This window comes from Paenibacillus sp. P22 (genome assembly GCF_000469945.2).
Taxonomy (GTDB): Bacteria; Bacillota; Bacilli; order Paenibacillales; family Paenibacillaceae; genus Paenibacillus_O; species Paenibacillus_O humicus.
The window spans coordinates 54,432-68,824 of the sequence record NZ_CBRA020000020.1 but is presented as its reverse complement, the minus strand read 5'-3'; the positions used below and the strand labels follow the sequence as shown (position 1 = coordinate 68,824).

Below are 14,393 nucleotides of genomic sequence, written 5' to 3'. Positions count from 1 at the left end.
TCGAGCACGCCGGCGTAGAAGTCTACGATTCCTTGCGGATMGGTAGCRMGTTGCAAATATGGAAGCCTTCATAATAAAGCCTTGCCAGATTGTCGTGTCCTTCTCCAACCGCCTGCGGCAGTTCCTCGGTCAAAGACCCCGAATCGGAAGCCAGCTGCCGGACAGGAGCCGATGAACCGGAATGCACCGGCTGCATCGCTTTCTCCGTGTGAGGATTGGTTTCCTTCCTCAACACCTTGCGCAGCTGACGATTCTCGATCGAGAGCTGTTTGTTCGCCTCCACCAGCTGCTTGACGATTTGTTTGAGCTCGCCCAATTCTTTGTGAAAGCCGCCCATTCTAGTTTCAAGCTCATCCATATGAAGGAAAAGATCTTTATTCTCCAAGAACTCACACCCCAGAGCTTTCATGCATGACGTTCAGGTTCACATTCATTTTACAACAACATCGTCGATCGGCATTTCTTTCGGTCTTCCGCTGATCTCGAACAGCTGGACGTAAACGCTCTTGGAAGCCGCGTTGATGCCGGTAACCCTTCCTTCTCCGAAGGAGGTGACGACGGTCTTGCCGATGGCGGGCATTTCCTCCCGCACGCTTTCGTAGTTATCATGCTCAAATTTCAGGCAGCACATGAGCCTTCCGCACAATCCCGATATTTTCGTCGGGTTCAGCGACAAGCTTTGATCCTTGGCCATCTTGATGGATACGGGATCGAAATCGCCCAGCCAGGAAGAACAGCACAGGACGCGTCCGCAAGGGCCGATGCCTCCGAGCATCTTGGCTTCGTCGCGTACGCCGATCTGTCTAAGCTCGATCCGGGTACGGAATACGCTGGCCAAGTCCTTGACGAGCTCACGGAAGTCGATCCGGCCTTCTGCCGTGAAATAGAAAATGATTTTATTGCGGTCAAACGTGAATTCGACATCCACCAGCTTCATCTTGAGCCCGTGCGCGCGGATCTTATCCAGACAGACCGAGAACGCGTTCTGCGCGGCGCCTCGATTCTCCTCGACGACCTTGGCGTCCTGGTCGCTGGCGATGCGAATGACTTTTTTGAGAGGGAGAACTACATCCGATTCGTCTACCTGCTTCTGTCCGACTACGACTTTGCCGTATTCCACACCCCTGGCAGTTTCCACAATAACGTGATGGTCCGTGCCTACGGGATGTTCGACGGGATCAAAGTAATAGATCTTGCCCGCTTTTTTGAAGCGAACACCGACGACATTATACAAGGATTTAACCCTCCTGTAGACGTACCAGTAATTGCTCTATGGCAAGCTGGGGAGCCACATTGGCCTTGATCTTCCCCGCTGCCTCCATGGCATGCTCCATGCACGAAACCCAATAAGCGGCCGGCTTCGTGTACGCATGCTGACTAATCCAATCCAACTGATCTATGAAAACCATCTGCTCAGACCTTCCGGCCTGATAATGAATCATGTCTCTGAACCATAACACCAATAAAGACAGTAGCAGCTGCGAGCTTGAGCCCAGATCGGCCTTGATCAGCCTCTGCTGGACGGTCACCATGCCCGCAGTGAATCGGGAAGTGCTCTCCTTGCCTAATTGTATCACTACATTTCGGATTTCTGCAAACCCAATCTGTTCTATTACAGCGCGGCATCCGTCGAGGCCGGAAGCCAAATGGACGGCTGCGCGGACATGAGCGGCAGGATATCCTTCCTGCGCGAGCTGCTCCAGCATCTCCTTGGGCGAATAGGGCAAAAAAGGGACCGGCTGTGTTCGGGAAGCAATAGTGGGCAGCACGGCCCCGGCCGCTGTAAATCGATATAATTGCAATAGCTCGCGTTGTAATCGCGCGGAAAGAAGGACGATAGGGTATATGTCGTTGTCTTTGGCGCGGAAGGTACGGTATACTCGCCGAAATTGAGTATTGGAACATCTTCGTACGCGCCCGCCGACGTTGCTCCGATTCGTTCGGGGTTTACCGGGAGCCATAGAGACTCCGCGCCATTATTGAATTTCAGGTACATTTCCAATTAGCGTCCTCCTTTACCACGCGATGTGTTTCGCGATGCTGTGCGCGATCGCGTCGATGTCCGAATCCTTGCGGACCTGGAACGTGTTTCCTGTTACGGTTACTTGCGCCGGTTTTTGGTTGGCGATTTGCGTACCGAGCGTTTGGAGCCGTTCATCAACCTTCGGAAGATGCGCGAGATAGCCATTCGATAAGATAAACTCCGGCTGTTTCAACAGGTTATCGACGACGTCTTTGTTAAGCGGCGCGTTTGTAACGACTTGCTCTCGGTATCCCAGTGCCTGCGCAAGTTCTACGCCCCACTCTTTCGGATACTTTGCAAGAGCATCCGCTATAGATCCGAGCGCCATCGCTTGCCCAACGTATGGGATGATCGCCCCGCCAGTTGGTACTTGCGATTTGCCTCCGTCGGCTTTAGGCGTCGTACTCGTCGGAGGTTTCGGACCGCCACCTTTTCCGGGAGTTGCCGACAGCCCTTTTGCGCCGAGGTACCCGCCAAGTAGCGCCATCATCGTCGGGTCACTGAGTATACCCTGAAGAATTCCCGCGCCGATCGATACGCCGATCTTTGTCGCAGCTTCGATAAGCGGTTCGGAGGCTTTGAGCGATTGCGCCAACATATCGGTAATCTTCGTTCCCATTGCGGCAATCTTCGTACCTCCGCCGCCGCTGTACCAATCGTTAAAGCGGGTCATGATATCGTCAAATATGAACGAAACCTTCGCTTTTAAACCGTCAAGCTTCAGGAACTCCGGATTTTTAAGATAAGCGGAATCCAAAAAGCTGCGGAATTGCGCGACGATAGCCTGCGCAGACTTCGTAATCTGAGGCGAGTATTTCTCAATGCCTTTCGCCGCCCAATTCGCGAAGTCCTTGATCAGCGGCATTGTCGGAAGAAGCGCGCTTATTTGCAGCGTTTCGAGCGCGCCGCGGAATTGCTCGACTGCTCCGGCAGCCGTATTCATTTTTCGTTTGGCGACGTCAAGCGCGGTAACTTTCGACATTTCTTCGCGGAATTTCTCTACGCCTTTTGCGCCGGCCTTGTACAGCGATGCTGCTGCTTTTACGCCGTCAGTGCCGAAAATATCGAGAAAAAGCGCGCCGCGAGTTTGATCATTAAACTTGGAGAACGTCTTGTAAAGTTGCTCCGCGATCCCGGCGACATTCTTGATTTTGCCATTCTCGAAAAACTTGTTCGTTTTACCTACGCCCAAGCCGAGCGCTTTAAACATTTGCGTCGCTTTCTTCGTTTGTGGTTGCAGGTACATCAACATAGCCTTGAACGAAGTACCCGCGTCCGAGCCGTTTTTAAGGCCGTCGTTACTCATCAAGCCGATAACGGTATTGAAGTCTTTAAACGATACGCCGAATTGATCCGCGATACCACCCGCCGAAGCAAGCGCGTAACCGAGACCATGTACGTCCGTCGCCGCTGCGTTCGCGGTACCTGCGAGTACATTCGCGATTTCGGCCGCGCGCAGACCGTCTTTCCGAAACGCGTTCATACTCGTTGACATGGTTTCGGCGGCTTCCGTTAAGTCCAGGCCGCCAGCCGTCGCCAAGTCGAGCGCCGCACGTAGTCCGCCGCCCATAACGTCGGCTGTCTCCATACCCGCCTTAATAAGCGCCTCGATCGCCTGCCCCGCTTCTAACGCGCTATATTGGGTACGCGCACCTTCCACCAAGGCAAGCGACTGCATTTTCGCTAGGCCGGCGTCGTTGATACCGGTTAGCGCCTGAATAGAAGCGAGTTGGCTTTCGAAATCCATCGCCTTTTTAGCGGATGACCCTACGGCAAAACCCGCTGCTCCTACCGCTGCCGCGCCGAGTCCGATCGCTCCCCATTTAATGCCGCGACCGACTTTGCGCTCAAGCGACGTAAACGCGCTGCCGGCGCTTTTTAACGCCTTTTCGGTTAACGTTAGCTCGCGCCTGACTTTTCCGCCCGTTGATACGTAACGACCGCCAGCCGCCGTCATCTTCGTCGTTGCGCTGGTGTATGTCGCGGTTGCTTTCGTGACTGACGCGGTAGTCTTCGTTACGTCGTCTATCTGACGCTTAACTTTTCGTAGTGGACCGGTCATACCGTCTACCAGTTTCAGCCTGGCTACGAGATCATACGCCACTCTTTGCTCTCCTTTCCGCATCTTTGCGCGCCTTATCCTCGTCCTCAAGGGCGACGATCATTGACGCGTACATAAACATCCGATGCCGTTTATCCTTCGCGTAAAATTCATCCGGCGGGATATGATGGCGCTGGAAAATAACGTGTATGTACCACGCCTCACCGCCCGCCCGGATTAGTTTTTTGCTTCTTCCAGGAGCTCCTCATCGTCACCGAAACCGGACGCGTCCATGACCGCCTGCAGAACTTTCGCGATCTCTCCGGGCAGCAGCGCCTTGCCTACGCAGTCGAGAGCGTCCGATGCTTTGTAATGATCCTGCAGCGCTTTATCGTTAAAGTCCGGGTCAACGGATGCCTTAACGATGACAGCCGCTTGAAACTGCCGATCATCGAGAGACTTCGTACCTTTAGGGCCGGGAATCGTTGCTTGTACGGTCGCTTCCGAAAGTTCATCGCTTGTAAGGGATCTCACAGTAAAATTTCCGCCCAAACGCGGGATGTAGACCGTCAATTCCTGTTTCAATGTCGCGCCGAGAAGCGCTTGGAGCGCGTTAAACTTCGTTGCCGTTGCCGTTGCCATCTATAATCAACCTCCGGTTATTTTCGAAATTAAAAAGCGGACCCGAAGGCCCGCGCGTTAGACAACGATTCGATCGAGAATCTCCGTGCCGCTGAAAACGAACGACATCTCCTCTTCGACCACCGCGCCGACCTCGTATTTAATCAGCGGGATTTTATCGAACATGACGTTCTTGAGGCGGACGCGATAAGCGCCGCTCGCCTCCGGATCTGCGAGCTTGACGATAAGCTCCGTTACAAACGGTGCGTTAGCGTTGTTAGCGATTCGTAGCAATTTATCCTTGAGATTCGTTGTTACGAGATATCCCGTAAAAGAACCCGTGCCTTTAAGCGTTGTCGGCTTATGGCCCAACCAGCGGCTGCCCGCCTTTTTGATTTCTTCCACTCCGACGTCGATATTAGCTTCAACGGAGTAAACGTTGGTCAGCCACACGCCGTCAGCGTCGTAAAGGTAGCCGAAACTACCGTTGTACGCTTCTGCCATTATTCGTTACACCTCCGTTAGATATTGACCGTAATCAGGATTCGCTCCATGCTGTCAACCTCGACGTAGCCAATCAGCAGGTACACCGTATCGCCGACGCTAGGCCGCTGCGGATCGAGTTGGACCGTCGGATTCGCGAGCACATTCGAAGTCTCCAGCGTTTCGAGATACGCCTTAATCGCGACAATAAGCGCTGCCTGGCCGTCCTCGTTATTGTTGATCTTGCCGATATAGGCGTCGGCCGCCGTCTTCGTAATATCCGTCGCTACCGCCTGCCGTGCGCGAATCTGGCGGATTTTCTTTCCGCTGGTTACGACGCCCTGCTCGACTTTGATTTTCTCGCCGTCGTTTACGAGGACCAGCGATCCCTTGCCGAGAGCCGTCTTGATTTCGGCGTTAGTCAGGCGCTTGTTGACGTCGTCAACCGGTGCCGGCGCGTAGGTAATCGACGCGTTAATCGCGGTGCCTGCTATAAGGCCCGCCACCCATGCCGCGTACTTGCCGGAGCTAACCGCCGTGCCGTTGATTACGCCGCCGACCGTTAGGTTAACGATGTAGTCGTCGGACACACGTACAGAGCGCGCATCGCCGGTCGCCGGTGTAGCGTCGTCTGCCGCAACGGACGCGCCAAATACCGCCAGAAAATGCTTGCCGTCTGCGCGATTGGCCGCAACCCACGTTTTCACAGCGTCTTGTTCGGCCGCCGCAACCTCGCCGTCAAACGCAAACACGTTAAACGGACGCGTGTCGAAAGCTACGCGCATATCAGTGTAATCCGCCGTGACTGCGCTCGCAGGAAGCGTATAGACGAGAACTTCCTTCGCGCCACCTTGGAGCGCGTATTTGATCGATGCGATATTAGCTGCGCCGAACAGTGTTGTTGCGTCAGCCTCCGTTGTTACCGTATAAAACTGCTTCGCCGCTGCCGTTCCGCCGGCGAACGCTTTAAGCGGAATTGCGACTGTACCGCGTGCGCCGCCTTTAATTTGCGCGGCCGCTGCGGTGACGAAGTTGATATAAAGACCGGGGCGCGTCGGAATTGATGTCGGGTCCCATTGACCGCCTGCCATAGAAGCACCTCTCTTCGTAAAATCGCGCAAAAAAGAGCCGAACCGATTGGGCTCGCCCCTTACTGATAGCGCGTATTGATTTTCATAATCTTGTCGTACACCGCCTGAGTCCGCGCCTCACGCGTTTCTGCGCTAAGAACGCCGATTGCCGCGTAAAGCCCGCCGTCAGTCTCGAACGGCATCGAAAATGAAAACGACTCCGTCCGCACGTAGCGCAGGGAGCCGTCATTCATCGGAATTGTATTCGATTGATAGACCGAAGTACTTAGCGCGTCCATTGCCGCCAGCACATCCGGAGATTTCGCGCCAAAGTATACGATTTGGTATTCGCGTTCAATCCGGTAGTAGGACGGCGTCTCTAGCGTTCGCTCATCGTTTTGCAAGCGGATAACGAACGTGTTGGCTTTTGGCGCTTTAGGCACCGTCTGCTTTTCGGTAATTGCGGTCGGAAACGTGCGCTTGACAAACGCCTCGATCGCGACCAATTCGTTAATCAGCGTCACGCTACCACCCTTCCCGCTTTAGTTCGTCGGCGATCTCCGCCTCAATTCCACGCATCCACTTTTCGCCGTTCTTTTCCGCCGGTACATCGAGAAAACGGCCGACCGTGCCTGGCGTCTTACCGCTAAACTCGTCGCCCTTAACCTCGTGAATGTAGTATGCGTAATTAAAGCGCCGACCGCTCTTCATCCGCTCGACTGCGTTAGCCGAAATACCACCGGTCAAGTTTGCGCCAGACCCTTCGATTTCCTGAACGGTAATGGAGCGCCGCAGCGTACTCTTATCGATTGGCGCGACGTCCACCGCTTCCCGCTTCCAATCGTCGAGAGCGTCGTGCATACCGCGTTTGGCCCCGGCTGCGATCGTATCGGCCGCGCCTTCAATCACGTGCAGGAACCGCGACATGTCGAACTCAAACTCGGCCGCCATCAGACGTATACCTCCGTAAGAATCGCCCGACCGCTCAGCATCCGCTTAGGCGCGATAGATAGCGGCTTTCGTTCGACCGTCGCACCGAGTTCATCCGTGAACGTTATTGTGTCGTCGTACGAAATGTCCGCTAGTTTATCGAGCGTAATGCGCAGGCTGGTGACGGCCTCTTCGCCGGTTGGCGTCTTGACCGTTTTCGTTTCGTTGACCACGCGCGCCGGCAGCGTTAGGACATCGCCATTTTCGACGCCGCCCCATCCGTCCGATTCGCCGGCCTTCGTTACAGTAATCGTTTGTTTCAGCGGAATGAGCGCCATTTACAGCACCGTCCAATAAACGCGTCGCTTCGAAAGCTTAATTCCGCCGTTCTCCGCACCAATCAGGTCGAGCGCCGCCTGCGGGATGTAACGTGATAAGTCCGATCCTGGCGCGCTGACCATTCCGTCCTTAAAATCAAAAGAGCCAACGCCGTCAACGGTAAAGCCGGTCAGTCCCGCCTGTGCCAAGCGATTCGTATCGTTAAACACCGTCGCGAGAACGTTTGCGAACTCGTAGACCGCGCCGTCCGGTATTGTATATCGCGGATACTTTGTCGTGAGCGTACGAGATGCGACGTTTACAAGTCGTTGTTTTTTCGCTTCGACCGCCTCCGCAAAGTCTTCGATATCAATACAGTTGAGCGTGATATAGGCGTCTGCATCCGTAATTGTTAGCGCCATGGTCCGGCCTCCTTCGCTTATTTGGCGGAGGGTTTGCGCGGGGCTGGCGCCTTCTTCGCGGGCTGCTCGCCCTCGTCCTCCGGTTGTGGTTCGTCAACTCGCGCCGCCCATAGCGGACATAGCGCGTCGAGTACGGCGATTTCCGCCGCGTCTTCCGTTTCGTAGGCGCCTGCGTGGTCAAACTTTACGTCGACAGCGCCGGATACAACGCCGTAAAGCGGATGTGCTTCGTACTTAGCCATCGTTTACCTCCCGTAAAGAAAAGGCGCCCCGTTAAGAGCGCCCGAATGATTAGGATACCGAAGTGCTGACGTTTTCGAGGACCGCGATTTTCTCTTTCGCATTCTTAACTTTGATGCCGTACTCGCCGCGAATCTGACGAGCAACGTAGTCGGCGCCGGGAACGGACGCATCGACGTCGTACATGCCGCGCAGAGCACTCAGCGACAGGATACTGCGGTCGAGCAACGCGACTTTGTTTTTCGGGAAGTTCGGATCGACTACGATAGTCGCTTCGTTGCCGCCAACGATGTCGGATACGAACGTCGAGATACGGTAGCCGGTCGTTTCGTCGCTGCGCTCGGTCCGGATCGTTCCGCCGGCCAGTTTCGAAATTTGACGCGCGCCGGCCGTATTCGTCAGAATCGTATTGACGTTGCCGCCGCGTTGGTAAACCTCTTCCATGACGTCGTTAAGCGCCTTGGCGGAGATTTCAGCGCCGGCCAGGTTAGCCTTTTTCGCGCCGTTAGCGTTCGCGAAGTACAGCAGACCGCCGGAAGTTGACGGCGTTCCTTTGGCGCCTTGAATACGGCGGCCGTAGATCAGCCAGTCATTGAGCTCGCGCGCGGCTTCTTTCAGGCGGAGTTGAACTTGGTAGTTCAATTCGTCCGAAACGTTGTACGTGTTGACGGCCATTTGCGTATTGGATACGGACGCGTAACGCTCAATGATTTGCGTGTAGTTGTAGTCCGTGTAACGATCGTGACCTTCGTCTTGACCGATTCCTGCGCCTTGAAGCTGTGGACGCGCAACGATACGGAGCTCAGCGCCAATTGCGATTGCGGCTGCGGTCGTACCGTCGAATCCGCGAACAACCGTCAGGACGTCGCCGACAATGGCGGTCACTTTGATGTACTCTTCGCCAGCTACGACGATTGCATTAACGCGGAATTTCGCGCCGTCGCCGTCGTTAACCGTAAGGGACGTGTCGCCAACAGCCGCGGCCACTTTCAGGTTAGCGCGGTTGGAGTTCAGGTTATCACTCATCCACTCGTATTTCGTTTGGGACAGTGGCGCGCCGTTCATACCGACCAGGCCGAGCAGCGTAGGGGCGTCGTTGATAATAAGGGAAATACCGGCTTCGAGTTCGCGAACCTGGTCTTTAAAATCATAAGTCAATTGTGGCATTCTGCTTGTTCCTCCTTGGATTTAGGGAATATAAAAAGACGACCGATGAATTCGGCCGCCTTCTTATTTCGCAAGTTGTTTGATCTTGTTCGAAAGCTCAACGACTTTGTTGAAATCGCGTCTCTTGCGCGCTTCGTCCAGTTGAGTTTCGAGCGTCTTTACTTCGTCCGTCGGGTCCGGATTACTCGCGCCACCAATTTGACGCGGTTCCTTTTTCGTTACCTCAACGAGATACGGTTTCGCAGCCACCAACGCGTCGAGAACGTCCTTCGCGCCGACCACGTTGCCCTCGTCATCGACCGTAATTCCCGACACATCTGCGAGCTTAAACGCATCTTCCAGCGCGTCGGAACGGATGCCGGCGTCTTTGGCGAGCGTCTTAAACTCCGCTTTGATCAGGCGTTGATTAGCCGCCGTCAGTGCCTTATCGCGCTCAGCTTCGGCATCTTCCGCGCGCTTTAATGCGGCCGCTTTGTCGGCATCAGCGCGTTCCTTGTCGGTCAGCTCCGCCTTCTTGCGTTCTTCTTCCGCTTGTTCAAACGCAGTTAGCTTCGTTTTGACGTCGTCGTAGTCAGCGAATTTCTTGCGCTCGCGTCCGATTCGGTCCGCAATAATGCGGTCAAACTCCTCCTGTGTCATTTCGAGTTTCTTCGCTGGTTCCGGTTCTGGCGTTGGGTCCGGATCTTCCGCGAAATTCTGCAGGTTGAGTTTATATCGCAAATCGCGTTTTACTTCGTTAATCATTCGTTACCTCCACCGTTTAGAGCCCGTCGGCTATCGGATATTTAGACCGTTAGTTTAACGTCATAACGTAGGACAACGAATTATAATAGGTTAATAACGAACTCACCCACGCGCTCCTCAACGATTTCCCAGCTCTCACCGGAAAAAGTTTTTGGGCGGTAGGGACCCTCATTATCAGCACATGAATCCAGGGTCTTACCCGAAGGCAATTCAGCGCCTACCCCGACCCGGACTCGAACTACCTCTAACATTACAACGCCTCCATTACGAAATATTCGAACTCACAACCGGTCGAGAAGAACAACCCGACTTGTGTTCCGGTAATATTCGCAGGGTCTGTAACCTGTATAATCTGGACACCGTTTAAAAGTATTCTGATGTTACTACCGCGAACTTCGATACGGACGCGGTCGCCGTCAGCCGGAGTTTGTGCATACGAAGCAATTGTTGTCAGGGAACCGCCTGATCTGCGGATCACACCATAGGTAGTTGCCGTGATTTTCCCAAAAAACATTTCGTTAGAGCTGTCAACATATCGGAAGATAATTCGCTGAACCGAAGCGTCAGTCGGTACTTTCTTGAATTGCGATTCGATAGCGAAATTATCCGCGACTCCGGAATCAACTAAGGCGCGCCCCGTTCCGCTTACTAGGTATGCTGCTCCTGACTTGACTCCCGCGATGAAACTCTGTAAAACCCACGATTGGCCCGTCTCTGCCTTACCGAGTGACGAATTACTATCTGCTCTAGAAAAGTTATCTGTCACTATTCGCTTCTTTCTGCCGCGCATGAACGCCATTCCAGTAGATAAACCAATTAACATTAATAGTCACCGATTAAGTCCGCTGCTGTTGTCCCGGTAGCCCATATGCGTTTTACTGCCCACGGATGGGTAATTCCTCCGGCCACGTTTTTGCGCGTCACAACGGAGCCGTCGGCCATCGTAATCTTAATATCGCCGCCAGTTCCGACGTAAAGGCCGCGGGTCACCTTCGCAAGATCGGTGCTATCGTTTGGCGTAATTGCCGCCGCCCCTTGCGCGCTGGCTTCAACAAAACGAACGTTAGGCGCTCCTCCACTTCCCTGCGTCACCTCGTACGCATCAGTCTGCGGATTGTAATACTGGCCCGGCACCGTTTTATATGTCGCGTTCTTTCCTACCGCCTCGTTAAGCGGCGCTGTATTCGCTGGCATTACGTACCTCCTTCGATAGTTTCCGGACGCCTTACGGGGCTTACGAGATGCCGGCAATTCGGGTGAAATATCTCATTCCGTGGCAGCGCGCCAACATACGGGTAAGCACCCGGAGCATCTGGCGTTAATTTCACGACTTTCCCTTCGTACAAGCGGCATTTATCCGTAGCACCGTGCCGCGATATCACACCGTATTGAACGTCGCGGGCGAGCGCTTCGTTAATCGTCGCGTCCATGTGCGCCTGCATCATCTTCGTACGCGTCAGCATATCGACGTACACTTCCGGTTTCCAGCGCCGCCCGGCCGCATCTATAATGCCGGTATTTACGCTGTCGCCGAGCGTCTTCCGCATGCCGGCGAGTATATCGCGATTGATGGCCCGCCACCCGTTGATTCCCGCTGCCATGTTAGCGCGCATTGAATCGGCTGCCGCCTTCCGTACCGCCGCCTTAACGCGCCGATCGATATTCTGCGTCACCGCGAGCAGATCCGCCTGCGTGTCTGCGACCACGGCCGCCACCATCGCGCTATTCGTGCGCGTCATCCGTACGAGTTTCTGCGCGTCCTTTAACGTATCGGCGACGCCAAGCGCGAGTATCGTACGCACAACGCCGTCACGCGCCGCGATCGGTACATTCTCCGCAACCCAAGCCGCCGACTCTGCGTTAAGGGCCGCTAGGATGCGCGAAACCTCCGCGAGGGCGGCCGTTGTCATGGCGCGATCAAGCGCGGTGAGGTCCATCGCGTTGAGTTCGCGCAGGATTTCGTGGACAGCGTCTTTATAGGCGTCGGTCAGGCGCGTGATGGATCGGTCATAATTCGGTGCCGGCGTGATCATACCGCTACCTCCCGTATGAACTCCGATAGCTGTACTTCGTTGTTATTTCTACGTCCGTACAGACGATGGAAGTGGTCGTGACACGTTTTACAAAGCGTGACCCCATTCGTAACATCAACGCGCCTGTCGCGATGTTCTGCGTAATTCAAAATGTGATGAGCGTTAAGGTACCGTCGAGACTCACCGCAGCAACGACATCGGTACCCGTCTCGCTCAAATACCTCTGTTCGCCATTCTCTGTATGCCTGGTAAAGTCTTCGAGTAATTCGCTCATCGTCCGTAATGTGTGGCTTCTTATTTCCTTGAGCGCGACAATATTGGCAGCGATGCCCGCGCATGAAGTGCGACCACCGAATGGAAGAGTCAGTTCCGCATTTACAGACATAGCGCAGTTTCTCGTTAGGATTCGCGCGATACTCATCGAGTAGCACGCATCCAGCATCCGCAAAGAATTGCGACACGTAATCATGCGTATAAATTACCTTTGCAAGCGAAAGCTTTTTTCGCCCGCAATCAGCGCAATTTCTTCCCTTTTTAGCGTTCTTATAACTCATGTGGCTTTCATTTCCACAAGAGCAGATATATCGCATGGGGTGCTCCGAATTCTTGTAAGCATCTTCAAGCAAGACGAATCCGCGGCTCTCAAAAAACTGTCTAACAATTTCCAACGTCAGCTTAATTGCGGCTTCCTCCTAACGCGAAAGACCGCAAAGCCATAAGGCCGCGGTCTCTTTGTTTATGCGTTAAATACCGATGCGTCCACGGTTCCAACTGTAGCTTTTTCATCCTCCGCAATCTTGGCGGTGATGTCGCGCACCTTATCGTCAGTGATGCCGTCCATGCGTTTTATCGCGCTCTCGACGTCGAGTGTTGCCTTACCGCCTGTGCGGATTGAATACGCTTCGGCTTCGGCCTTCAGATCCTTCGGCAGACCGTCCTTCCAGTTGATCGCTGGGTAAATCGGATCATACGCGATAAAGTCGTCCATTCCGTCGTTTGCGAAGTTTTCGAGCTTCATCGCGATCCATAGCGCGTCTCGGACGGCGCGGTCGACGTAGTTACGAATGCGTTTGACTTTCGTTAGAATCGGCATCATCCGCATTTGAATCGCAGAACCATCGCTATGAGACGTACCGGAACCGCCTTTATCCTCTGCGAGCGTCGTACCGAACAGCCATTGTGGGGTTTCGGACATTTGGTAGACGAGGCCGAGCAGAATGTCGAGTTCTTTGAAGCAACCGTCAAGTTGCGAGTTCCACTCCATATAGCCCGGCGCGATATCTTCTTTAGTAGTCGGAATGTATTTCCCACCAAACCGAATTCCCCCGTCAGCATCCGTAGGCAGCTCCGGACCGTAAGCCGTAGGGTCGCCGTGCCGGTGCAGCACGTAGTCAATCATCGTCATCCGATCATTAATCGCGGCTAAGACGCTCTCTAACTTCTCAATGCCGCCGATACCGTTCCAGCGGTCGTCTACCGTTTTATACGGAATATGATGAACGAGAAGCTCCGGAATACCCGTCTCTACAACGTCTTCATCGCGTCCGGTCGCGGCTTGTTCGCCGATCTTAAACAGCGGAATAGGCACGCCATAAGATGTGTCGACGCCGTTTTCTTCGAGCCGATAGCGTTCATATGTGATGTATCCGGGAATATGCCGCTCGACTACGAGAAACGGAACCTCCACGTAACGCTCACTTTTACGCGTCAGATACTTTTCGAGGCCGGGCCGCATTTCAGTCGCTACCCATTCGACATACGCGATATTGATCGCCTTGAACCGCTTACGTGATCCGCGCGACAGCTCCGGGAATACGATTGTCGCGTCCACCGCTTCGATAATCGGTTCATTTGCGATTTCCGGCGCTTCAAACTGAGCGCTCACCGTTTCGCTCACATCGTAACGCGGCGCATAATACGTTTTGAGGAACGCGTCACCGCGGATGCCGGCTCCGGTTACGACTTCGTGAATGAGCGTGTTCATGTCGTTCTCTTCGACGATAGACGCAAGTCGCTGCTGCTCAATCGCATCGTCCGGGTGGCCGCTGATATATGTCGGAGGCTCGCCAACTAGTAAATCGGCCGGCTTCGTGACGAGAATATCAACGACATTCACCGCGAGGTAAAGCGTTCGAAGCTGCGCGGCATGCGGCGTGTCTTTCAACAGTTCCGCAGCCCTTTCGTAAATCTCGTACTGGCGTCCGTCAAATATCGTTCTAGCACGCTTGTACGTCGCAATGCGCTGTATATCGGCTGCCGGCGGATAAGCGGCGCCCGTCGTAAACAACTTCCCCAATCGCT

Annotated in this window: 20 protein-coding genes; all 20 read right to left on the bottom strand. The window is 54.2% G+C overall.

Annotated features, from left to right (window positions below; all coding sequences use genetic code 11):
• Positions 1–22: 22 nt before the first annotated feature.
• The gene (locus tag BN871_RS05395; RefSeq protein WP_083436256.1) at positions 23–409 is read right to left on the bottom strand and encodes an initiation control protein YabA; all 387 of its coding nucleotides are present in this window, start codon (positions 407–409) and stop codon (positions 23–25) included.
• Between the two features lie 21 nt (positions 410–430).
• Positions 431–1,234, bottom strand: coding sequence for a stage 0 sporulation family protein (locus BN871_RS05390; protein ID WP_048744909.1), 804 nt, complete (start codon positions 1,232–1,234; stop codon positions 431–433).
• Between the two features lie 4 nt (positions 1,235–1,238).
• A complete protein-coding gene (locus BN871_RS05385) occupies positions 1,239–1,769 on the bottom strand; it encodes a DNA polymerase III subunit delta' C-terminal domain-containing protein (protein WP_157060209.1) in 531 nt (176 codons plus the stop codon).
• 246 nt (positions 1,770–2,015) lie between these two features.
• The gene (locus BN871_RS05380) at positions 2,016–4,127 is read right to left on the bottom strand and encodes a phage tail tape measure protein (RefSeq protein ID WP_048744908.1); all 2,112 of its coding nucleotides are present in this window, start codon (positions 4,125–4,127) and stop codon (positions 2,016–2,018) included.
• A 174-nt stretch (positions 4,128–4,301) separates the two neighbouring features.
• Entirely contained in the window at positions 4,302–4,706 is a 405-nt protein-coding gene (locus tag BN871_RS05375) for a phage tail assembly chaperone (RefSeq protein ID WP_021877137.1), read from the bottom strand.
• A 57-nt stretch (positions 4,707–4,763) separates the two neighbouring features.
• Positions 4,764–5,189 (bottom strand): phage tail tube protein, encoded by a 426-nt coding sequence (locus BN871_RS05370; RefSeq protein ID WP_048744907.1) that lies wholly within the window; start codon positions 5,187–5,189, stop codon positions 4,764–4,766.
• A gap of 17 nt (positions 5,190–5,206) precedes the next feature.
• The gene (locus BN871_RS05365) at positions 5,207–6,259 is read right to left on the bottom strand and encodes a phage tail sheath subtilisin-like domain-containing protein (RefSeq protein ID WP_048744906.1); all 1,053 of its coding nucleotides are present in this window, start codon (positions 6,257–6,259) and stop codon (positions 5,207–5,209) included.
• Positions 6,260–6,318: 59 nt separating this feature from the next.
• A complete protein-coding gene (locus tag BN871_RS05360) occupies positions 6,319–6,762 on the bottom strand; it encodes a hypothetical protein (protein ID WP_021877134.1) in 444 nt (147 codons plus the stop codon).
• Position 6,763: 1 nt separating this feature from the next.
• Positions 6,764–7,189 carry an HK97 gp10 family phage protein gene (locus tag BN871_RS05355; RefSeq protein WP_021877133.1) on the bottom strand — a complete coding sequence of 142 codons (426 nt, stop codon included), beginning with the start codon at positions 7,187–7,189 and terminating at the stop codon, positions 6,764–6,766.
• A complete protein-coding gene (locus tag BN871_RS05350) occupies positions 7,189–7,506 on the bottom strand; it encodes a hypothetical protein (RefSeq protein WP_021877132.1) in 318 nt (105 codons plus the stop codon). The genes BN871_RS05355 and BN871_RS05350 overlap by 1 nt, the downstream gene beginning before the upstream one ends.
• On the bottom strand, positions 7,507–7,908 hold the full coding sequence (locus BN871_RS05345) for a hypothetical protein (protein WP_048744905.1): 402 nt from the start codon (positions 7,906–7,908) through the stop codon (positions 7,507–7,509).
• Between the two features lie 17 nt (positions 7,909–7,925).
• Positions 7,926–8,150, bottom strand: coding sequence for a hypothetical protein (locus BN871_RS05340; RefSeq protein ID WP_021877130.1), 225 nt, complete (start codon positions 8,148–8,150; stop codon positions 7,926–7,928).
• Between the two features lie 49 nt (positions 8,151–8,199).
• Positions 8,200–9,315 (bottom strand): DUF5309 family protein, encoded by a 1,116-nt coding sequence (locus tag BN871_RS05335; RefSeq protein WP_048744904.1) that lies wholly within the window; start codon positions 9,313–9,315, stop codon positions 8,200–8,202.
• A 63-nt stretch (positions 9,316–9,378) separates the two neighbouring features.
• Complete coding sequence (locus tag BN871_RS05330; RefSeq protein WP_048744903.1) at positions 9,379–10,059, bottom strand: hypothetical protein; 681 nt, start codon at positions 10,057–10,059, stop codon at positions 9,379–9,381.
• Between the two features lie 250 nt (positions 10,060–10,309).
• A complete protein-coding gene (locus tag BN871_RS05325; protein ID WP_021877126.1) occupies positions 10,310–10,882 on the bottom strand; it encodes a hypothetical protein in 573 nt (190 codons plus the stop codon).
• Positions 10,882–11,253 (bottom strand): hypothetical protein, encoded by a 372-nt coding sequence (locus tag BN871_RS28210; RefSeq protein ID WP_021877125.1) that lies wholly within the window; start codon positions 11,251–11,253, stop codon positions 10,882–10,884. Before BN871_RS28210 ends, BN871_RS05325 begins: the two co-directional genes overlap by 1 nt.
• Positions 11,253–12,092: a phage minor capsid protein gene (locus tag BN871_RS05315; RefSeq protein WP_048744902.1), complete on the bottom strand. Its 840-nt coding sequence runs from the start codon at positions 12,090–12,092 to the stop codon at positions 11,253–11,255. Before BN871_RS05315 ends, BN871_RS28210 begins: the two co-directional genes overlap by 1 nt.
• A complete protein-coding gene (locus tag BN871_RS30135; RefSeq protein WP_374725877.1) occupies positions 12,089–12,241 on the bottom strand; it encodes a hypothetical protein in 153 nt (50 codons plus the stop codon). The genes BN871_RS05315 and BN871_RS30135 overlap by 4 nt, the downstream gene beginning before the upstream one ends.
• The gene (locus BN871_RS05310) at positions 12,238–12,477 is read right to left on the bottom strand and encodes a hypothetical protein (RefSeq protein WP_157060208.1); all 240 of its coding nucleotides are present in this window, start codon (positions 12,475–12,477) and stop codon (positions 12,238–12,240) included. The genes BN871_RS30135 and BN871_RS05310 overlap by 4 nt, the downstream gene beginning before the upstream one ends.
• 351 nt (positions 12,478–12,828) lie before the next feature.
• Complete coding sequence (locus BN871_RS05305; RefSeq protein WP_048744900.1) at positions 12,829–14,388, bottom strand: phage portal protein; 1,560 nt, start codon at positions 14,386–14,388, stop codon at positions 12,829–12,831.
• Between the last annotated feature and the right edge of the window lie 5 nt (positions 14,389–14,393).